Below are 20,536 nucleotides of genomic sequence, written 5' to 3'. Positions count from 1 at the left end.
AATGGAAAATGAAAGTGCGTATCGTAACACTTGTCGCCTCATCCCGGTAACCGACTTTTCGGTCTGCCTGGCCCCAGTAAAATCGCCAGTTTGCTGCCGCCTTTGGTGGTTTCCATCCAGATTTTACACACGCTGGTTAATGGCACCGAAAGTAGCATCCCTACCGGGCCGAGCAGCCATCCCCAAATTAACAATGAAAGAAATACCACCATGGTGGACATCCCCAGGCGATGGCCCATCATCCGTGGTTCTAAAATATTGCCGATGACCATATGGACCACTAAAAACAATGCGCCGACCAGAATACATTCGTAAATACCATTAAACAGCAGCACCTGAATCATTGGCGGTACGGCGGAAATTACCGCACCGATATTGGGCACGTAGTTGAGCAAAAACGCCAGTACTGCCCACATCAGCGCAAACTGCACCCCCATCAGCTCCAGCCCCAGCCAGACGATTATGCCTGTCCATAAACTGAGTAGCGTCTTTAACGCCAGATAATGCGAAACGCCTTTAAGTGCGCGGTGTAGTCCGGCGATGTGAATCTGTGGATTATTCAACGCGAAACGCATTTTGTAAGGGACGTGGCGCACTTCAAACAGCATAAAAACTACGGTCATCACCAGCAAAAGCACGCTCGCCATTGCCCCGGAAAGCCCGGTCATTAGCGCCGTGGTGAAGGTAACCACTTTTTCCGAGTCCATCCGCTGTAGTATTCGCTCCGGCGACATATGCAAATTAAGAAAAGGCAACATCTCCTGCAATTTAAAAAGTTTGCGCGTCAGCTCCTTATTAAACTTCGGCAGCATAGAGATAAATTCGTTAAACGATGCCGCCAGTACGCCGACCAGCGCGGTGAGTGCGATCAGCATCACCACAACCACAATCGTAATGGCAACGGGGCGTTGTACTCCCCGACGAATAAACCAGGTGACGAGCGGGTTGAGAACGATGGCAAAAAACAGCGCCAGTAATAGCTGCACAATGATATCTGCCGCTGCGTGAATGCCCGCGAGGATCACTACCAGCGAGGCCAACTTGAGCAGAATGTGCATGCCCGTTTTATCGGGTTGAGGGGTTTCCATTGGGGCTTCCTTGTGACTTTTTGTATTAAGTGTAGCGGGAGTCACGCCAGCAATATTCTGATTCTTACTGCTGATTTTCACGTCAGCACATGGTAAAAATGAAACACTGTTGTAAAAATGTGGTGATCCTCATGCCCGAACCCGTAGCCGAACCCGCGCTAAACGGATTGCGCCTGAATTTGCGCATTGTCTCCATTGTCATGTTTAACTTCGCCAGCTACCTCACCATCGGGTTGCCGCTCGCTGTATTACCGGGCTATGTCCATGATGTGATGGGCTTTAGCGCTTTCTGGGCAGGATTGGTTATCAGCCTGCAATATTTCGCCACCTTGCTGAGCCGTCCTCATGCCGGACGTTACGCCGATTTACTGGGACCCAAAAAGATTGTCGTCTTCGGTTTATGCGGCTGCTTTTTGAGCGGTCTGGGATATCTGACGGCAGGATTAACCGCCAGTCTGCCCGTCATCAGCCTGTTATTACTGTGCCTGGGGCGCGTAATCCTTGGGATTGGACAAAGTTTTGCCGGAACGGGATCGACCCTGTGGGGTGTTGGCGTGGTTGGTTCGCTACATATCGGGCGGGTGATTTCGTGGAACGGTATTGTCACTTACGGGGCGATGGCGATGGGTGCGCCGTTAGGTGTCGTGTTTTATCACTGGGGCGGATTGCAGGCGTTAGCGTTAATCATTATGGGCGTGGCGCTGGTGGCCATTTTGTTGGCGATCCCGCGTCCGACGGTAAAAGCCAGTAAAGGCAAACCGCTGCCGTTTCGTGCGGTGCTTGGGCGCGTCTGGCTGTACGGTATGGCGCTGGCACTGGCTTCCGCCGGATTTGGCGTTATCGCCACCTTTATCACGCTGTTTTATGACGCTAAAGGTTGGGACGGTGCGGCTTTCGCGCTGACGCTGTTTAGCTGTGCGTTTGTCGGTACGCGTTTGTTATTCCCTAACGGCATTAACCGTATCGGCGGCTTAAACGTGGCGATGATTTGCTTTAGCGTTGAGATAATCGGCCTGCTACTGGTTGGCGTGGCAACTATGCCGTGGATGGCGAAAATCGGCGTCTTACTGGCGGGGGCGGGGTTTTCGCTGGTGTTCCCTGCATTGGGCGTAGTGGCGGTAAAAGCGGTTCCGCAGCAAAATCAGGGGGCGGCGCTGGCAACTTACACCGTATTTATGGATTTATCGCTTGGCGTGACCGGACCACTGGCTGGGCTGGTGATGAGTTGGGCGGGCGTTCCGGTGATTTATCTGGCGGCGGCGGGACTGGTCGCAATCGCGTTATTACTGACGTGGCGATTAAAAAAACGGCCTCCGGTGGAAATACCTGAGGCCGCCTCATCATCTTAAAACTTACTGAATAACCAGCGTATTAATGATGTTTTCTGCGGTGGTCTGTGCTTTTTGCTGATTGTCAGCTGGCAGCGTAATTTGCATGGTTAGCAGTTGATTACCCACGTTACCCAGAATAACGGAAGAGTACGCCGTCTGGCCTTTCGCGGAGATAATGCTGTCTAACTGCTGCATTTTGTGACCTTTCAGCTCAATGGCTTTATTGGTTACCACTTGCAGCTGCGGATCGCGGCTACGTTGCTGATCTTCCAGACGCTTCGCCAGCACCGCCAGATCTTCTTTCGGATCATCGCCCATGATGACGATGACTGCTTTCTGCCCGGTGGCGTCGGACCAGACATGCATGTTATTGGCCTGCGTTCCCAGCTTACCGCTCTGGTCGGTCATATCCGCTGGCAGCGAGAAACTTAACTTGCCATCAAGTAGGTTGACGGGATTCCCGGTCGCGTTACTTTCTGCGACCGAACCCTGCGCCGTAGCGTTAGTGTCTTTATCATCACAGGCCGCAAGCCCCATAACCAGCAGGCCAATTCCGACATATTTAACCAGATTGCGCATTGACTTCTTCCTTTCGATAAACGGCCATAACGGCTCATTCATCCATCTTATCACAACTCTGATAACGAACCTTTAACTCGCCTGCAAAGCGTTGATTTCGGATTTATCTGCCAGTCTTTTCAACAGCATATTGAGTAGAACGCCATACATTGGCAGGAAGAAAACGATACTGATTAACACTTTGAAACAGTAATCGACCAGCGCGATTTCCATCCAGTGTTCAGCCATAAAGGCATCCGGGCTACGCCAGAAGGCAATGAAGAAGAAGGCCAGCGTGTCGCTGACGTTACCGAACAGTGTGGACGCTGTCGGTGCCAGCCACCAGTGACGACTCTGACGCAGGCGGTTAAAAACGTGCACGTCGAGGATCTGCCCCAGCGCGTAGGCCATGAAACTGGCGGTGGCGATACGGGCGACAAACAGGTTGAAGTGGGCGAGCGCGCCGAATCCTTGCCATGACCCCATATAAAACAGCGATGAGATGACGTAGGAGATCAGCAATGCGGGGATCATTACCGCAAAGATGATGCGACGAGCCAGCGGCGCGCCAAAAATACGCACGGTCAGGTCAGTAGCGAGAAAGATAAACGGAAAGCTAAACGCGCCCCAGGTGGTATGAAAACCAAAAATGGAGACCGGAAGCTGAACCAGATAGTTACTGGAGGTGATCACCAGAAGATGAAATAACGATAACCAGAACAACGCCTTATAGCGTTGCGTTTGCGAGAAAACGTTCATATTGTACCTTTTTGATTAACCATTGGGGTGAGGGAACCCAATACGTACGACACGTCTGTTACCTTAACATAATAACGTGCTTACCCTTTTTTCGAGCCGCCGCATGATACTGCTTTACGTTGACAATGCAATGGTTAATTTTCACGCAATCGTTAACCTGGTTTGCTTACGGACTCACAGGGCGTAAACTAGCGCCGTTTTTTTAAGTGATGAGAAGAAAATGACCGATCTCTTTTCCAGCCCTGACCACACACTCGACGCGCTTGGCCTGCGCTGCCCGGAACCGGTGATGATGGTGCGCAAAACCGTGCGCAATATGCAGCCTGGCGAAACGTTGCTGATTATCGCCGACGATCCGGCCACTACCCGCGATATTCCTGGGTTTTGTACCTTTATGGAACACGAACTGGTTGCTAAAGAGACGGATGGACTGCCTTATCGTTATTTGATTCGTAAAGGCGGTTGATGGGGGAAGATGGGCTTCGATGCCGCCTTTTCCCCTCACCCTAACCCTCTCCCCAGAGGAGCGAGGGGACCGATCGCTCTCAATGTTGCTGCTTGAAACCGGTTTGTAGGCCGGATAAGGCGTTCAAGCTGCATCTGGCGATACGGTGCACAATGCCTGATGCGACGCTGTCGCGTCTTATCATGCCTACGAGTTCGATGCTCTGTGTAGGCCGGATAAGGTGTTCACGCCGCATCCGGCATTGTTGGACCGTAGACTGATAGCCTCTTTATTTCCTGCGCAATAACCGTAACGCATTCGCCGTTACCAGCACCGTCGCACCCGTATCTGCCAGCACCGCCAGCCACAGGCCGGTCATCCCTAACAGCGTGGTGACGAGGAAAACGCCTTTCAGCCCCAGCGCAATAGTGATGTTCTGGCGAATATTCGCGTGAGTGGCGCGCGCCAGTTCAATCATTTGCACCAGGCCGCGCAGGTGGTTATGCGTCAACGCCGCGTCGGCGGTTTCCAGTGCGACATCTGTGCCACTGCCCATTGCAATCCCAATAGCGGCGGCTTTCATCGCTGGCGCGTCGTTAATACCGTCGCCGACCATCGCCAGCGGCGCATGTTGATTCAGCTCGGTCACCGCTTTAACTTTATCTTCCGGCAAGAGGCCCGCTTTAAATTCCAGCCCCAGTTCCCCGGCGATTGCCGCTGCTGCGCGTGGATTATCGCCTGTAAGGATCACCCCTTTGACGCCCAGCGCGTTCAGTTCACTGATAGCAGTTGCAGCATCGGCGCGCAGGGTATCCTGCAACGCAATGACACCCAGCACGTCATCATTACGTACTACCAGCACTACCGTTTGCCCGGCGCTTTCCAGTTCATTAATCAAACCAGCAAATGCATCAGCAGGATGTTTTCCTGCAGCGCATATCAACACGCGCTCACCGTTAACCTGCGCTTCAATGCCAGACCCGACCAGCGCCCGCTGTGATTGGGCGGTGGGAATGGCGAGTTCAGCAACCTGTGCTTCGCGCACAATGGCCTGTGCCAGTGGATGCGTCGCGCCTTGCTCGACCGCCGCCGCCAGTGTCAGCAGTTCAGATTCACTAATACCCGTTGCCGGATGAATCGCGGTAACGCGCGGTTTACCGACGGTCAGCGTACCGGTTTTATCAAACGCCACCTGGGTAACACGACCCAGCTGCTCCAGCGCCGCGCCGCCTTTAATCAACGCCCCACGACGCGCTGCTGCCGCCAGCCCGGAGGTAATCGCCGCGGGCGTGGAGATAACTAAAGCACACGGGCAACCAATCAGCAGCAGCGTCAGCCCTTTATAAATCCACTCCTGCCAGCTGGCGGCAAACAGCAGCGGCGGCACCAGCGTTACCAGCAGGGCGACGGCCATAATCGCTGGCGTGTAAATACGGCTGAAACGGTCGATAAACCGCTCAATAGGTGCGCGGCGCTCTTCGGCTTCTTCAATCAGTTTCAGAATCCGGTCAATGGCGCTGGCACCCGGTTCAGACAGCACTTCCAGCGTTACCAGACGGTCTACGCTGGTGGCGCCTGCAGGAACTTTATCGCCCGTCGCGCGCTCCACAGGAATGGATTCTCCGGTCAGGGCACTTTCATCAAAACTGGCAAACGGTGAGAGCAGTTTACCGTCGGCAGGCAAACGCCCACCTGCCGCAACTTCAATCACATCGCCAGGCCGCAGGCTGTTTATTGCCACCTCTTCACGCTCACCGTTACGCAGACGCGTGGCGGTTTCTGGCTTCAGCGCCATTAACGCGCTAACGCCCTGACGCGCGCGGCTGGCGGCCCAGCCTTCCAGTCGTTCACCAATCAAAAACAGCAGCAACACCATCGCAGCTTCAGCCGTTGCGCCAATAAACAGCGCACCAATAGCGGCTACGCTCATTAAGGTTTCAATGGCGAAGTAGCTGCCAGATTTGATCAGCCGTAATGCCTGACGAGCAATTGGGTACAGCCCAACCAGCGTGGTCGCGATAAACGCCAGTTGACCAAACGGATGATTGAACTGCTCCAGCCCCCAACTGATTGCCATCATCACGATAAGCGTAATCAGCGGCAGATTCTCTTTCAGGCGTGATTCTTGTGGTTCGTCGGAGGCCTGTTCATCGCGCAGGGAATAGCCCGCTTTTTGCACCGCAGATTCAACTTGTGCCCGGATGTCATTGTCGGCATCCACCACCAGTTTTTCGGTGGCGAACAACACCTGTACCTGATTCACGCCTGCAAGCTGGCGCACGGCATTTTCCACTTTGCGCGCACAGGCGGCGCAGTCCATACCGCTGACTTTCCAGCTATAGCGGGTGCCGGAGACGTTTTCAGAGAGAGTTGGCGTGCTGGAACATGCGCCGTCGCAGCAACAGTCGTTGGTGTTCTGTACCGTAGTTAGCGGTTTGAACGCAGCAAATTGAGGGGCTTTCTTGCCGTGATTGTCAGGAGTCGACATGGCATCCTCCGGTTAAGTTTTTTCTCATTAACCGAAGGATACACTCTGGAGTCGACTCCAGAGTCAAGTTTTATCAGAGATACAGCGAGCGGACGATGAGGAAGTGACCAGCAAAGTAGCAGGCCGCGGCAATGGCGTTATCCGCACGGAAGCGTCGGCGATAGTGACTACCCAGCCAGACAAAGTTACTGATAAACAGCAACGAAGCGCCGACAAACGCAGAGAGCGCCGGAGCGGTCGGACGGAAGAACCACAGTTCACCTGCCAGCCACACCATCACCAGCGTCATGCCGATAAACGTGCAGATAGGCCAACGATACTCTTCCAGACGCGTCCAGATAATCGCCAGTAACAGCGCGCCCAGAACCAGCAGCACCAACGGCAGAGGCCAGAAGAAAGAGAGCGTCATCTGACTGGCGAAATAGATGGTGTACAGCAGGTGCGAGAGGAAAAACGCGCCGATGGCGTACATCAGACGTTGACGTGGCAACAGGGTTAGCGCATCGCCCAGCAGTGAGGCACACAGCCCCGCCAGCACCAGATAGCTAATGGCGTCGAACATCGGCGCTTGCCAGGCCAGCAACAGCAGGAGAAGAAGGGTTAACGGTTTAAACACCCAGCGTTGCCAGGTTGGCCCACGATACGATGCATCCACAGATAGCCATGCGGAAAGACAGACAGCGATAAACGACCAAAGCATCTTAGTTCCTTGAATTCGTTATTTTTTCGTAAGCGGAATGCCTACGGTCTTGTTTCCAGTTTAGTGGCGAGGGTGGACGGATGACAACACCATAACTGGCAGGGTATGCTTATTTCCGCATTTTCCGATGAGGGATAAAGATGAGTAAACCACCTCTTTTCTTTATTGTTATCATTGGCTTAATCATCGTCGCCGCATCGTTTCGTTTTATGCAACAACGACGGGAAAAAGCTGATAATGATATGGCACCGCTCCAGCAAAAGCTGGTGGTGGTGAGCAACAAGCGGGAAAAACCGATTAACGATCGCCGTTCGCGCCAGCAGGAAGTGACTCCGGCAGGCACCAGTATGCGCTATGAGGCAAGCTTCAAACCGCAAAGCGGAGGAATGGAGCAGACGTTTCGCCTCGACGCCCAGCAGTACCACGCCCTGACAGTGGGTGATAAAGGTACGCTGAGCTATAAAGGAACGCGCTTTGTCAGCTTTGTAGGCGAACAATAAGGTTATTTTTTAACTTTAAATTTCTTCTGCCAGACCAGCAGTTCAAACACGCCGAAAAGGAAAATCCGCACCTTTTCGGCGGTGGTCATCTGCGGGCCATCTTTCGGTAAAGTGGATTTCAATAGCGCCAGCTGCATACCATGCATCAGCACGGTAAAAATCAGCGCCACGTTAACGAAAATATTCAGCGGGCGTGGGAAGGGATGCACCAGGTTGAGGATTAAAAATCCCCAAACACAGAGCATTAACAAACGACCAATATTAATCAGCATCACTTTCTCCTTGTGCTTCGCGTTGATACAGTCGATAAGCCACCTGACCCGCCACTTTTTCCCGATGTAATGACCAGTTTGCCGGAACAGTGGGCAGACCGTTTTCGACTTCGCTTTCGACATAAATCAGGGCTTCGTCAGCCAGCCAGCCGTTATCTTCCAGTAAATTTATCGTCTCTTCTAACAAGCCACGGCGGAACGGTGGATCGACAAACACGATATTATGCGGTGTGCCTTTTTGCGCCAGGAATGACATCGCGTTGCTGTTCACCACGCGTGCATTGCCTGCTTTTAGTGTCGCCAGATTCTTAATTAACTGCTGAGAAACCGCACGATCCATCTCAATCAACGTGGCCCCCGCAGCGTAGCGCGATAACGCTTCCAGCCCCAGCGCGCCGCTCCCGGCGAAGCAATCCAGACATTGGGCGTCAACAATGACCGGAGCCAGCCAGTTAAACAACGTTTCGCGTACGCGGTCGGTGGTGGGGCGCAGACCTGGACTATCAGGAACCGGGAGTTTACGGCCTCGCCACTGCCCGCCAATAATGCGGATTTGGCCGCTGCCGGAATGATTCGGTTTTTTCATGATAAATTGCTCAATCCGCCAGATAACACATACTTGCAGGCGGTGATGTGAATTAAGTTAAGTGATAGACTATTTCATCATTTTTTTAGCTGCTATGTACATAGCGTTAACGCTGTGCCATGAAGCAACAGCGAGGAGTGTAGTCGCAAATGGCGAAAGAAAAAAAACGTGGCTTTTTTTCCTGGCTGGGCTTTGGTCAAAAAGAGCAGACCCCGGAAAAAGAGACAGAAGTTCAGAATGAACAACCAGTTGTAGAAGAAATCGTTCAGGCGCAAGAGCCTGTGAAGGCTTCTGAACACGCCGTTGAAGAGCAGCCGCAGGCGCATACTGAAGCCGAGGCGGAAACTTTTGCTGCCGACGTTGTGGAAGTTACTGAACAGGTTGCTGAAAGTGAAAAAGCGCAGCCTGAAGCGGAAGTCGTTGCACAGCCGGAACCGGTCGTAGAAGAAACGCCGGAGCCAGTGGCTATCGAACGTGAAGAACTGCCGTTGCCGGAAGACGTCAACGCCGAAGCGGTTTCGCCAGAAGAGTGGCAGGCCGAAGCGGAAACCGTAGAGATTGTCGAAGCGGCGGAAGAAGAAGCGGCTAAAGAAGAAATCACCGACGAAGAGCTGGAAGCACAGGCGCTGGCTTCCGAAGCGGCAGAAGAGGCGGTAATGGTGGTTTCTCCGGCAGAAGAAGAGCAGCCGGTGGAAGAAATCGCTCAGGAGCAGGAAAAACCGACCAAAGAAGGTTTCTTCGCGCGCCTGAAACGCAGCCTGTTAAAAACCAAAGAAAATCTCGGTTCCGGATTTATCAGCCTGTTCCGCGGTAAAAAAATCGACGATGATCTGTTTGAAGAGCTGGAAGAACAGCTGTTGATCGCCGATGTGGGCGTGGAAACCACACGTAAAATTATCACCAATCTGACAGAAGGCGCATCCCGCAAGCAGCTTCGTGATGCCGAGGCGCTCTATGGCCTGCTGAAAGAAGAGATGGGCGAGATTCTGGCGAAAGTCGATGAGCCGCTGAATGTTGAAGGTAAAACGCCGTTCGTGATCCTGATGGTGGGCGTCAACGGTGTGGGTAAAACCACGACGATTGGTAAGCTGGCACGTCAGTTTGAGCAGCAGGGTAAATCGGTGATGCTGGCGGCGGGCGATACTTTCCGTGCAGCAGCGGTTGAACAGCTTCAGGTCTGGGGTCAGCGCAACAATATTCCGGTGATTGCCCAGCATACCGGTGCGGATTCCGCTTCTGTTATCTTCGACGCCATTCAGGCCGCTAAAGCGCGTAATATCGACGTCCTGATTGCCGATACCGCCGGACGCCTGCAGAACAAATCGCACCTGATGGAAGAGTTGAAGAAAATCGTCCGCGTGATGAAGAAACTCGACGTTGAAGCGCCGCATGAAGTTATGCTGACTATTGATGCCAGCACCGGGCAGAATGCGGTAAGCCAGGCCAAACTGTTCCACGAAGCCGTTGGCTTAACCGGCATCACGCTAACGAAACTGGACGGCACGGCGAAAGGCGGGGTAATTTTCTCGGTGGCTGACCAGTTTGGTATCCCTATCCGCTACATTGGTGTCGGCGAACGTATTGAGGATTTGCGTCCGTTTAAGGCGGACGACTTTATAGAGGCACTTTTTGCCCGAGAGGATTAACAATGATTCGCTTTGAACATGTCAGCAAGGCTTATCTCGGTGGGAGACAGGCGCTGCAGGGCGTTACGTTCCATATGCAGCCGGGTGAGATGGCGTTTCTGATCGGTCATTCCGGCGCAGGGAAAAGTACCCTCCTGAAGCTGATCTGTGGGATTGAGCGGCCCAGCGCCGGGAAAATCTGGTTTAGCGGCCATGACATCACGCGTCTGAAAAACCGTGAAGTTCCGTTTCTGCGCCGCCAGATTGGCATGATTTTCCAGGATCACCATCTACTGATGGACCGTACTGTCTATGATAACGTGGCGATCCCGCTGATTATCGCCGGTGCCAGCGGTGATGACATTCGTCGCCGGGTGTCGGCGGCGCTGGATAAAGTCGGGCTACTGGACAAAGCGAAGAACTTCCCTATTCAGCTTTCCGGCGGTGAACAACAGCGTGTTGGCATTGCCCGCGCGGTGGTGAACAAGCCCGCGGTACTGCTGGCGGACGAACCGACTGGTAACCTGGACGACGCGCTGTCGGAAGGCATTTTACGTCTGTTTGAAGAGTTTAACCGCGTTGGAGTAACCGTATTGATGGCAACGCACGACATCAACCTGATTTCGCGACGTTCTTATCGCATGCTCACCCTGAGCGATGGTCACTTGCATGGAGGCGTGGGCCATGAATAAGCGCGATGCAATCAATCACATTCGGCAGTTTGGCGGGCGTCTGGATCGCTTCCGTAAATCGGTCGGCGGCTCTGGCGACGGCGGTCGTAACGCGCCGAAACGCGCGAAATCCTCGCCAAAACCGGTAAATCGCAAAACCAACGTTTTCAACGAACAGGTACGCTATGCCTTCCACGGCGCATTGCAGGATCTGAAAAGCAAACCGTTCGCCACGTTTTTAACGGTGATGGTTATCGCCATCTCCCTGACGCTGCCCAGCGTCTGTTATATGGTGTACAAAAACGTTAACCAGGCGGCGACGCAATATTATCCGTCACCGCAAATCACTGTTTATCTGCAAAAAACGCTGGATGATGACGCCGCTGCGGGCGTGGTGGCACAGTTGCAGGCCGAGCAAGGCGTGGAGAAAGTGAATTATCTTTCTCGTGAAGACGCACTGGGCGAGTTCCGTAACTGGTCTGGTTTTGGTGGTGCGCTGGATATGCTGGAAGAAAACCCGCTTCCGGCAGTAGCGGTGGTGATCCCGAAACTCGATTTTCAGGGGACGGAGTCACTGAATACGCTGCGTGATCGTATCACGCAGATTAACGGCATTGACGAAGTGCGGATGGATGACAGCTGGTTTGCCCGCCTGGCGGCGTTAACCGGGCTGGTCGGGCGCGTTTCGGCGATGATCGGCGTGTTGATGGTGGCAGCAGTGTTTCTCGTCATCGGCAACAGTGTGCGTCTGAGCATCTTTGCTCGCCGTGACTCTATTAACGTGCAGAAACTGATTGGTGCGACGGATGGTTTCATCCTGCGCCCGTTCCTGTACGGTGGCGCACTGCTGGGATTTTCTGGCGCATTGTTGTCATTAATTTTGTCAGAAATTCTGGTGCTGCGATTGTCATCGGCGGTTGCGGAAGTGGCACAGGTTTTCGGAACGAAGTTTGATATCAATGGTTTATCGTTCGATGAATGCCTGCTATTGCTGCTGGTATGCTCGATGATTGGCTGGGTGGCAGCGTGGCTTGCCACGGTACAACATTTACGCCACTTTACGCCTGAATAATAAAAGCGTGTTATACTCTTTCCCTGCAATGGGTTCCGTAGCAGGGAAAGAGACCCCGTTGTCTCTTCCCGGTATTTCATCTCTATGTCACATTTTGTGCGTAATTTATTCACAGCGTTGCATTGAACTTGTGGATAAAATCACGGTCTGATAAAACAGTGAATGATAACCTCGTTGCTCTTAAGCTCTGGCACAGTTGTTGCTACCACTGAAGCGCCAGAAGATATCGATTGAGAGGATTTGAATGACTGACAAAATGCAAAGTTTAGCTTTAGCCCCAGTTGGCAACCTGGATTCCTACATCCGGGCAGCTAACGCGTGGCCGATGTTGTCGGCTGACGAGGAGCGGGCGCTGGCTGAAAAGCTGCATTACCATGGCGATCTGGAAGCAGCTAAAACGCTGATCCTGTCTCACCTGCGGTTTGTTGTTCATATTGCTCGTAATTATGCGGGCTATGGCCTGCCACAGGCGGATTTGATTCAGGAAGGTAACATCGGCCTGATGAAAGCAGTGCGCCGTTTTAACCCGGAAGTGGGTGTGCGCCTGGTCTCCTTCGCCGTTCACTGGATCAAAGCAGAGATCCACGAATACGTTCTGCGTAACTGGCGTATCGTCAAAGTTGCGACCACCAAAGCGCAACGCAAACTGTTCTTCAACCTGCGTAAAACCAAGCAGCGTCTGGGCTGGTTTAACCAGGATGAAGTCGAGATGGTGGCCCGTGAACTGGGCGTAACCAGCAAAGACGTACGTGAGATGGAATCACGTATGGCGGCACAGGACATGACCTTTGACCTGTCTTCCGACGACGATTCCGACAGCCAGCCGATGGCTCCGGTGCTCTATCTGCAGGATAAATCATCTAACTTTGCCGACGGTATTGAAGATGATAACTGGGAAGAGCAGGCGGCAAACCGCCTGACCGATGCGATGCAAGGTCTGGACGAGCGTAGTCAGGATATCATCCGCGCGCGCTGGCTGGATGAAGACAACAAGTCCACGTTGCAGGAACTGGCTGACCGTTACGGTGTTTCTGCTGAGCGTGTGCGCCAGCTGGAAAAGAACGCGATGAAAAAATTGCGCGCTGCTATTGAAGCGTAATTTCCGCTATTAAGCAGAGAACCCTGGATGAGAGTCCGGGGTTTTTGTTTTTTGGGCCTCTACAATAATCAGTTTCCCCCTCCGGCAAAACGCCAATCCCCACGCAGATTGTTAATAAACTGTCAAAATAGCTATTCCAATATCATAAAAATGGGGTATGTTTTAGCAGAGTATGCTGCTAAAGCACGGGTAGCTACGTATAAAACGAAATAAAGTGCTGCACAACAACATCACAACACACGTAATAACCAGAAGAATGGGGATTCTCAGGATGAACATAAAGGGTAAAGCGTTACTGGCAGGATGTATCGCGCTGGCATTCAGCAATATGGCTCTGGCAGAAGATATTAAAGTCGCCGTCGTAGGCGCAATGTCCGGTCCGGTGGCGCAGTACGGTGACCAGGAGTTTACTGGCGCAGAGCAGGCGGTTGCGGATATCAATGCTAAAGGTGGTATCAAAGGCAACAAACTGCAAATCGTAAAATATGACGATGCCTGTGACCCGAAACAGGCGGTTGCGGTGGCGAACAAAGTCGTTAACGACGGCATTAAATACGTGATTGGTCACCTCTGCTCTTCATCAACGCAGCCAGCGTCTGACATCTACGAAGACGAAGGCATTTTAATGATCACCCCAGCGGCAACCGCACCAGAGCTGACCGCCCGTGGCTATCAGCTGATCCTGCGCACCACCGGCCTGGACTCCGACCAGGGGCCGACGGCGGCGAAATATATTCTTGAGAAAGTGAAACCGCAACGCATTGCTATCGTTCATGACAAACAGCAGTACGGCGAAGGTCTGGCGCGTGCAGTGCAGGACGGCCTGAAGAAAGGCAATGCTAACGTGGTGTTCTTTGATGGCATCACCGCCGGGGAAAAAGATTTCTCTACCCTGGTGGCGCGTCTGAAGAAAGAGAATATCGACTTCGTTTACTACGGTGGTTATCACCCGGAAATGGGGCAAATCCTGCGTCAGGCACGCGCGGCAGGGTTGAAAACTCAGTTTATGGGGCCGGAAGGTGTGGCTAACGTTTCGCTGTCTAACATTGCGGGCGAATCAGCGGAAGGGCTGCTGGTGACCAAGCCGAAGAACTACGATCAGGTTCCGGCGAACAAACCCATTGTTGATGCGATCAAAGCGAAAAAACAGGACCCAAGCGGCGCATTCGTCTGGACCACCTACGCCGCGCTGCAATCTTTGCAGGCGGGCCTGAATCAGTCTGACGATCCGGCAGAAATCGCCAAATACCTGAAAGCGAACTCCGTGGATACCGTGATGGGACCGCTGACCTGGGATGAGAAAGGCGATCTGAAAGGCTTTGAGTTCGGCGTATTTGACTGGCACGCTAACGGCACGGCGACCGATGCGAAGTAATCATTAATCGGCAACTTTGGGTTGCCGCCAAATTGCTAATATCGAGTACGTTGCTTCATGCCGGATGCGGCGTAAACGCCTTATCCGGCCTACAAGATTCAAAGAAATCAGTAAATTGCAGCACACATTGTAGGCCTGATAAGCGTAGCGCATCAGGCAATATCACTTGTGAAATCAAACTTGACGATTAACGCTTCTCCCAGCCGCCCTGTTGTGCCGTAAATCCCAGTGCCTGCATAAACGCTGTCATCACGCCGCGATCTTCCACGCCTGCATCCGCCATCCACCAGCATGAAACGCCAGGATTGTTACGCAAAACCTCTTCCAGCAGATATTGCCCCACACCGCGACGGCGGGTGACTTCCCTCACACGCAGGGAATCCAGTGCCCCCTCGGTGCCGCTTAAGGTTACCCGCACGGCCGCGAGAAGGCGCTCGTTAAAACGCGCGGCGTAGATACGGTGGTTATCGTCAACCTGTAAAGAGGAAGGGGAATACTCCGGCCAGATCTTTTGCAGGTCAATCCGGTCCTGGTCGCTAAAGTTTTCTAATCGAATGATGGTCAGCTTCATGGGGAACCCGTGTAAATCACAAAAGTGGAACCAGTGTAGCGAAATAATTTAATCGGAGGCTTTCTCTTTTTTAATTCTTTTGGCAGGTGATTAATTTTTTAACAGCAATAATTACAAAGTTAAAACATTAGAGAATGAAAAATACCCAGCATAATCCCCTGAATGGTAGTGAATTATTCCGCCCTTTGTACCGTTATTTTATGCTGACAACGGCGCTTTTTTCTGTTTATCTATCAATAAATTCAGAATATTATCTGTTCTTAATCGACTGAAAAATAGGGATTTTAATCGCTATCATCACAAAATACTGTGCTAAACCCTTAATCAGACAGGCAAAAACAGTGCAGTATAAAAAAAGAACAGTCTGATTTGTTAACACATAAGAACAAAGCAACACAACATCACGAATGGGGATTTTTGACTATGAAACGGAATGCGAAAACTATCATCGCAGGGATGATTGCACTGGCAATTTCACACACCGCTATGGCTGACGATATTAAAGTCGCCGTTGTCGGCGCGATGTCCGGCCCGATTGCCCAGTGGGGCGATATGGAATTTAACGGCGCGCGTCAGGCAATTAAAGACATTAATGCCAAAGGGGGAATTAAGGGCGATAAACTGGTTGGCGTGGAATATGACGACGCCTGCGACCCGAAACAAGCCGTTGCGGTCGCCAACAAAATCGTTAACGACGGCATTAAATATGTTATTGGTCATCTGTGTTCCTCCTCTACCCAACCTGCATCAGATATCTATGAAGACGAAGGTATTCTGATGATCTCGCCGGGAGCGACCAATCCGGAGCTGACCCAACGCGGTTATCAATACATCATGCGTACTGCCGGGCTGGACTCTTCCCAGGGGCCAACGGCGGCAAAATACATTCTTGAGACGGTGAAGCCCCAGCGCATCGCCATCATTCACGACAAACAACAGTATGGCGAAGGGCTGGCACGTTCGGTGCAGGACGGGCTGAAAGCGGCTAACGCCAACGTCGTCTTCTTCGACGGCATTACCGCTGGAGAGAAAGATTTCTCCGCGCTGATCGCCCGCCTGAAAAAAGAAAACATCGACTTCGTTTACTACGGCGGTTACTACCCGGAAATGGGGCAGATGCTGCGCCAGGCCCGTTCCGTTGGCCTGAAAACCCAGTTTATGGGGCCGGAAGGTGTCGGTAATGCGTCACTGTCGAACATTGCCGGTGATGCCGCTGAAGGCATGTTGGTCACCATGCCAAAACGCTATGACCAGGATCCGACAAACCAGGGCATCGTTGATGCGCTGAAAGCCGACAAGAAAGATCCGTCCGGGCCCTATGTCTGGATCACCTACGCGGCGGTGCAATCTCTGGCAACTGCCCTTGAACGTACCGGCAGCGATGAGCCGCTGGCGCTGGTGAAAGATTTAAAAGCTAACGGTGCAAACACCGTAATTGGGCCGCTGAACTGGGATGAAAAAGGCGATCTTAAGGGATTCGATTTTGGTGTCTTCCAGTGGCACGCCGACGGTTCATCCACGGCAGCCAAGTGATCATCCTACCGTCCGTGAAAAACGGGCGGGTTTAGAAAGGTTACCTTATGTCTGAGCAGTTTTTGTATTTCTTGCAGCAGATGTTTAACGGCGTCACGCTGGGCAGTACCTACGCGCTGATAGCCATCGGCTACACCATGGTTTACGGCATTATCGGCATGATTAACTTCGCCCACGGCGAGGTTTACATGATTAGTAGCTATGTCTCATTTATGATCATCGCCGCACTGATGATGATGGGTATTGATACCGGCTGGCTGCTGGTGGCGGCGGGATTCGTCGGCGCAATCGTCATTGCCAGCGCCTACGGCTGGAGTATCGAACGGGTAGCCTATCGCCCGGTGCGTAACTCTAAGCGCCTGATTGCGCTTATTTCCGCAATCGGCATGTCTATCTTCCTGCAAAACTACGTCAGCCTGACCGAAGGTTCGCGCGACGTGGCGCTGCCCAGCCTGTTTAACGGTCAGTGGGTAGTGGGTCATAGCGAAAACTTCTCTGCCTCTATTACTACCATGCAGGCGGTTATCTGGATTGTTACTTTCCTCGCCATGCTGGCACTGACGATTTTCATTCGCTATTCCCGTATGGGGCGAGCCTGCCGTGCCTGCGCGGAAGATCTGAAAATGGCGAGCCTGCTTGGCATCAACACCGACCGGGTGATTGCGCTGACCTTTGTGATTGGCGCGGCGATGGCGGCGGTTGCGGGCGTGCTGCTCGGTCAGTTCTACGGCGTAATTAACCCCTACATCGGCTTTATGGCCGGGATGAAAGCCTTTACCGCTGCGGTGCTCGGTGGGATTGGCAGCATTCCGGGGGCGATGATTGGCGGGCTGATCCTGGGGATTGCGGAGGCGCTCTCTTCTGCCTATCTGAGTACGGAATATAAAGATGTGGTCTCATTCGCCCTGCTGATCCTGGTGCTGCTGGTGATGCCGACCGGTATTCTGGGTCGCCCGGAGGTAGAGAAAGTATGAAACCGATGCATATTGCAATGGCGCTGCTCTCTGCCGCTATGTTCTTTGTGCTGGCGGGCGTCTTTATGGGCGTGCAACTGGAGCTGGATGGCACCAAACTGGTGGTCGACACGGCTTCAGACATCCGTTGGCAGTGGGTGTTTATCGGCACGGCGGTGGTCTTTTTCTTCCAGCTTGTGCGGCCTGCTTTCCAGAAAGGGCTAAAAAGCGTTTCCGGGCCGAAGTTTATTCTGCCCGCGATTGATGGCTCCACGGTGAAGCAGAAACTGTTCCTCGTGGCGCTGCTGGTGCTTGCAGTGGCGTGGCCGTTTATGGTGTCGCGTGGGACGGTGGATATCGCCACTCTGACCATGATCTACATTATTCTCGGTCTCGGGCTGAACGTGGTTGTTGGTCTTTCTGGTCTGCTGGTGCTGGGATACGGCGGCTTTTACGCCATCGGCGCTTACACTTTTGCGCTGCTCAATCACTATTACGGCCTGGGCTTCTGGACCTGTCTGCCGATTGCCGGGTTAATGGCGGCGGCGGCGGGCTTCCTGCTCGGTTTTCCGGTGCTGCGTCTGCGCGGTGACTATCTGGCGATCGTTACCCTCGGGTTCGGCGAAATTGTGCGCATATTGCTGCTCAATAACACCGAAATTACCGGCGGACCGAACGGTATCAGTCAGATTCCGAAACCGACGCTCTTCGGACTCGAGTTCAGCCGTACCGCCCGCGAAGGCGGCTGGGACACGTTCAGCAATTTCTTTGGCCTGAAATACGATCCCTCCGATCGCGTCATTTTCCTCTATCTGGTGGCGTTGCTGCTAGTGGTGTTAAGCCTGTTTGTCATTAACCGCCTGCTGCGGATGCCGCTGGGGCGTGCGTGGGAAGCGTTGCGTGAAGATGAAATCGCTTGTCGTTCGCTGGGCTTAAGCCCGCGTCGTATCAAGCTGACTGCCTTTACCATCAGCGCTGCGTTTGCCGGTTTTGCCGGAACGTTGTTTGCTGCGCGCCAGGGCTTTGTCAGCCCTGAATCCTTCACTTTTGCCGAATCGGCGTTTGTGCTGGCGATAGTGGTGCTCGGCGGTATGGGCTCGCAATTTGCAGTGATTCTGGCGGCTGTTTTGCTGGTGGTATCGCGCGAGTTGATGCGTGATTTCAACGAATACAGCATGTTAATGCTCGGTGGTTTGATGGTGCTGATGATGATCTGGCGTCCGCAGGGCTTGCTGCCCATGACGCGCCCGCAACTCAAGCTGAAAAACGGCGCAGCAAAAGGAGAGCAGGCATGAGTCAGCCATTATTATCTGTTAACGGCCTGATGATGCGCTTCGGCGGCCTGCTGGCGGTGAACAACGTCAATCTTGAACTGTACCCGCAGGAGATCGTCTCGTTAATCGGCCCTAACGGTGCCGGAAAAACCACGGTCTTCAACTGCCTGACCGGATTCTATAAACCCACCGGCGGCACCATTTTACTGCGCGATCAGCATCTGGAAGGTTTACCGGGGCAGCAAATTGCCCGCATGGGCGTGGTGCGCACCTTCCAGCATGTACGTCTGTTCCGTGAAATGACGGTGATTGAAAACCTGCTGGTGGCACAGCATCAGCAACTGAAAACTGGGCTGTTCTCCGGCCTGTTGAAAACCCCCTCTTTCCGTCGCGCCCAGAGCGAAGCGCTCGACCGCGCCGCTACCTGGCTTGAGCGCATTGGTTTGCTGGAACATGCCAACCGTCAGGCGAGTAACCTGGCCTATGGTGACCAGCGTCGTCTGGAGATTGCCCGCTGTATGGTAACGCAGCCGGAGATTTTAATGCTCGACGAACCGGCAGCAGGTCTTAACCCGAAAGAGACGAAAGAGCTGGATGAGCTGATTGCCGAACTGCGTAACCATCACAACACCACTATCTTGTTGATTGAACACGATATGAAGCTGGTGATGGGGATTTCAGACAGAATTTACGTGGTCAATCAGGGGACGCCGCTGGCAAACGGTACACCGGAGCAGATCCGTAATAACCCGGACGTGATCCGTGCCTATTTAGGTGAGGCATAAGATGGAAAAAGTCATGTTGTCCTTTGACAAAGTCAGCGCCCACTACGGCAAAATCCAGGCGCTGCATGAGGTGAGCCTGCATATCAATCAGGGCGAGATTGTCACCCTCATTGGCGCGAACGGGGCGGGGAAAACCACCTTGCTCGGCACGTTATGCGGCGATCCGCGCGCCACCAGCGGGCGAATTGTGTTTGATGATAAAGACATTACCGACTGGCAGACGGCGAAAATCATGCGCGAAGCGGTAGCGATTGTCCCGGAAGGGCGTCGTGTCTTCTCGCGGATGACGGTGGAAGAGAACCTGGCGATGGGCGGCTTTTTTGCCGAACGCGACCAGTTCCAGGAGCGCATAAAGTGGGTCTATGAACTGTTTCCACGTCTGCATGAGCGCCGTGTTCAGCGAGCGGGCACTATGTCTGGCGGTGAACAGCAGATGCTGGCGATTGGTCGCGCGCTGATGAGCAACCCGCGTTTGTTGTTGCTTGATGAGCCATCGCTCGGGCTGGCACCGATTATCATCCAGCAAATTTTCGACACCATCGAACAACTGCGCGAGCAGGGGATGACCATCTTCCTTGTCGAGCAGAACGCCAACCAGGCGCTAAAGCTGGCGGATCGCGGCTACGTGCTGGAAAACGGTCATGTAGTGCTCTCCGATACCGGCGACGCGCTGCTGGCGAATGAAGCAGTGAGAAGTGCATATTTAGGCGGGTAATAACACGTTGATTGATAAGGAGTCAAAAGACTCCTTTGAGACAGGTGACAAATGTAAAATTGCCTGATGCGCTGCGCTTATCAGGCCTACTGGGTGAGTTGCAATATATTGAATTTGCACGATCTTGTAGGCCGGA

At 53.1% G+C, this 20,536-nt stretch carries 21 protein-coding genes; 13 read left to right on the top strand and 8 right to left on the bottom strand.

Annotation, left to right across the window (positions count from 1 at the left end):
* Nucleotides 1–38: 38 nt before the first annotated feature.
* On the bottom strand, nucleotides 39–1,088 hold the full coding sequence (locus C4F37_RS13095; RefSeq protein WP_001314208.1) for an AI-2E family transporter: 1,050 nt from the start codon (nucleotides 1,086–1,088) through the stop codon (nucleotides 39–41).
* Between the two features lie 98 nt (nucleotides 1,089–1,186).
* Between C4F37_RS13095 and C4F37_RS13090 the strand changes: the two genes are divergently transcribed.
* Nucleotides 1,187–2,437 carry an MFS transporter gene (locus C4F37_RS13090; protein ID WP_001298004.1) on the top strand — a complete coding sequence of 417 codons (1,251 nt, stop codon included), beginning with the start codon at nucleotides 1,187–1,189 and terminating at the stop codon, nucleotides 2,435–2,437.
* A gap of 3 nt (nucleotides 2,438–2,440) precedes the next feature.
* Here the strand turns inward: C4F37_RS13090 and dcrB are convergent, their stop codons facing one another.
* Both dcrB and C4F37_RS13080 read right to left on the bottom strand, forming a co-directional pair.
* Nucleotides 2,441–2,998: a phage sensitivity protein DcrB gene (gene dcrB, locus C4F37_RS13085; protein ID WP_001245296.1), complete on the bottom strand. Its 558-nt coding sequence runs from the start codon at nucleotides 2,996–2,998 to the stop codon at nucleotides 2,441–2,443.
* 72 nt (nucleotides 2,999–3,070) lie between these two features.
* The gene (locus C4F37_RS13080) at nucleotides 3,071–3,736 is read right to left on the bottom strand and encodes a 7-cyano-7-deazaguanine/7-aminomethyl-7-deazaguanine transporter (RefSeq protein ID WP_001100463.1); all 666 of its coding nucleotides are present in this window, start codon (nucleotides 3,734–3,736) and stop codon (nucleotides 3,071–3,073) included.
* 220 nt (nucleotides 3,737–3,956) lie between these two features.
* On the opposite strand from C4F37_RS13080, the gene tusA reads away from it, so the two are divergent.
* Nucleotides 3,957–4,202: a sulfurtransferase TusA gene (tusA, locus tag C4F37_RS13075; protein ID WP_000130621.1), complete on the top strand. Its 246-nt coding sequence runs from the start codon at nucleotides 3,957–3,959 to the stop codon at nucleotides 4,200–4,202.
* A gap of 268 nt (nucleotides 4,203–4,470) precedes the next feature.
* Here tusA and zntA read toward each other — a convergent pair whose 3' ends face one another.
* Together zntA and C4F37_RS13065 are read right to left on the bottom strand one after the other, a co-directional pair.
* The gene (gene zntA, locus C4F37_RS13070) at nucleotides 4,471–6,669 is read right to left on the bottom strand and encodes a Zn(II)/Cd(II)/Pb(II) translocating P-type ATPase ZntA (protein WP_000106596.1); all 2,199 of its coding nucleotides are present in this window, start codon (nucleotides 6,667–6,669) and stop codon (nucleotides 4,471–4,473) included.
* 73 nt (nucleotides 6,670–6,742) lie between these two features.
* Entirely contained in the window at nucleotides 6,743–7,369 is a 627-nt protein-coding gene (locus C4F37_RS13065; protein ID WP_000964718.1) for a lysoplasmalogenase, read from the bottom strand.
* A 140-nt stretch (nucleotides 7,370–7,509) separates the two neighbouring features.
* On the opposite strand from C4F37_RS13065, the gene C4F37_RS13060 reads away from it, so the two are divergent.
* Complete coding sequence (locus C4F37_RS13060; RefSeq protein WP_000042886.1) at nucleotides 7,510–7,869, top strand: DUF2500 domain-containing protein; 360 nt, start codon at nucleotides 7,510–7,512, stop codon at nucleotides 7,867–7,869.
* Nucleotides 7,870–7,871: 2 nt separating this feature from the next.
* On the opposite strand, the gene C4F37_RS13055 is transcribed toward C4F37_RS13060, so the two are convergent.
* Both C4F37_RS13055 and rsmD read right to left on the bottom strand, forming a co-directional pair.
* The gene (locus C4F37_RS13055; protein WP_001295207.1) at nucleotides 7,872–8,141 is read right to left on the bottom strand and encodes a DUF1145 family protein; all 270 of its coding nucleotides are present in this window, start codon (nucleotides 8,139–8,141) and stop codon (nucleotides 7,872–7,874) included.
* Entirely contained in the window at nucleotides 8,131–8,727 is a 597-nt protein-coding gene (rsmD, locus tag C4F37_RS13050; protein WP_000743193.1) for a 16S rRNA (guanine(966)-N(2))-methyltransferase, read from the bottom strand. Before rsmD ends, C4F37_RS13055 begins: the two co-directional genes overlap by 11 nt.
* Before the next feature lie 149 nt (nucleotides 8,728–8,876).
* Between rsmD and ftsY the strand changes: the two genes are divergently transcribed.
* From ftsY to livJ, 5 genes are all read left to right on the top strand, one after another.
* Entirely contained in the window at nucleotides 8,877–10,373 is a 1,497-nt protein-coding gene (ftsY, locus tag C4F37_RS13045) for a signal recognition particle-docking protein FtsY (protein WP_001539991.1), read from the top strand.
* 2 nt (nucleotides 10,374–10,375) lie between these two features.
* Nucleotides 10,376–11,044 carry a cell division ATP-binding protein FtsE gene (ftsE, locus tag C4F37_RS13040; RefSeq protein WP_001539990.1) on the top strand — a complete coding sequence of 223 codons (669 nt, stop codon included), beginning with the start codon at nucleotides 10,376–10,378 and terminating at the stop codon, nucleotides 11,042–11,044.
* On the top strand, nucleotides 11,037–12,095 hold the full coding sequence (gene ftsX, locus C4F37_RS13035) for a permease-like cell division protein FtsX (RefSeq protein ID WP_001042003.1): 1,059 nt from the start codon (nucleotides 11,037–11,039) through the stop codon (nucleotides 12,093–12,095). Before ftsE ends, ftsX begins: the two co-directional genes overlap by 8 nt.
* 244 nt (nucleotides 12,096–12,339) lie before the next feature.
* Nucleotides 12,340–13,194 carry an RNA polymerase sigma factor RpoH gene (rpoH, locus tag C4F37_RS13030; RefSeq protein ID WP_000130217.1) on the top strand — a complete coding sequence of 285 codons (855 nt, stop codon included), beginning with the start codon at nucleotides 12,340–12,342 and terminating at the stop codon, nucleotides 13,192–13,194.
* Between the two features lie 271 nt (nucleotides 13,195–13,465).
* Entirely contained in the window at nucleotides 13,466–14,569 is a 1,104-nt protein-coding gene (gene livJ / locus C4F37_RS13020) for a branched chain amino acid ABC transporter substrate-binding protein LivJ (RefSeq protein WP_001021996.1), read from the top strand.
* A 187-nt stretch (nucleotides 14,570–14,756) separates the two neighbouring features.
* On the opposite strand, the gene panM is transcribed toward livJ, so the two are convergent.
* Nucleotides 14,757–15,140 (bottom strand): aspartate 1-decarboxylase autocleavage activator PanM, encoded by a 384-nt coding sequence (panM, locus tag C4F37_RS13015; RefSeq protein WP_000778795.1) that lies wholly within the window; start codon nucleotides 15,138–15,140, stop codon nucleotides 14,757–14,759.
* Nucleotides 15,141–15,563: 423 nt separating this feature from the next.
* On the opposite strand from panM, the gene livK reads away from it, so the two are divergent.
* From livK to livF, 5 genes are read left to right on the top strand one after another with little or no spacing between them, the layout of a single operon-like run.
* Complete coding sequence (gene livK, locus C4F37_RS13010; protein ID WP_001296485.1) at nucleotides 15,564–16,673, top strand: high-affinity branched-chain amino acid ABC transporter substrate-binding protein LivK; 1,110 nt, start codon at nucleotides 15,564–15,566, stop codon at nucleotides 16,671–16,673.
* A 47-nt stretch (nucleotides 16,674–16,720) separates the two neighbouring features.
* A complete protein-coding gene (gene livH, locus C4F37_RS13005) occupies nucleotides 16,721–17,647 on the top strand; it encodes a high-affinity branched-chain amino acid ABC transporter permease LivH (RefSeq protein ID WP_000003015.1) in 927 nt (308 codons plus the stop codon).
* On the top strand, nucleotides 17,644–18,921 hold the full coding sequence (gene livM / locus C4F37_RS13000; RefSeq protein ID WP_001539986.1) for a branched chain amino acid ABC transporter permease LivM: 1,278 nt from the start codon (nucleotides 17,644–17,646) through the stop codon (nucleotides 18,919–18,921). The genes livH and livM overlap by 4 nt, the downstream gene beginning before the upstream one ends.
* A complete protein-coding gene (livG, locus tag C4F37_RS12995; RefSeq protein WP_000082101.1) occupies nucleotides 18,918–19,685 on the top strand; it encodes a high-affinity branched-chain amino acid ABC transporter ATP-binding protein LivG in 768 nt (255 codons plus the stop codon). Before livM ends, livG begins: the two co-directional genes overlap by 4 nt.
* 1 nt (nucleotide 19,686) lies before the next feature.
* Nucleotides 19,687–20,400 carry a high-affinity branched-chain amino acid ABC transporter ATP-binding protein LivF gene (livF, locus tag C4F37_RS12990; RefSeq protein WP_000416895.1) on the top strand — a complete coding sequence of 238 codons (714 nt, stop codon included), beginning with the start codon at nucleotides 19,687–19,689 and terminating at the stop codon, nucleotides 20,398–20,400.
* The last annotated feature ends 136 nt before the right edge of the window (nucleotides 20,401–20,536 follow it).

Source organism: Escherichia sp. R1, from assembly GCF_003000935.1.
GTDB lineage: Bacteria > Pseudomonadota > Gammaproteobacteria > Enterobacterales > Enterobacteriaceae > Escherichia > Escherichia coli.
Note: the sequence above shows the minus strand (reverse complement) of the source record. Positions and strands in the feature narration are given on the sequence as shown.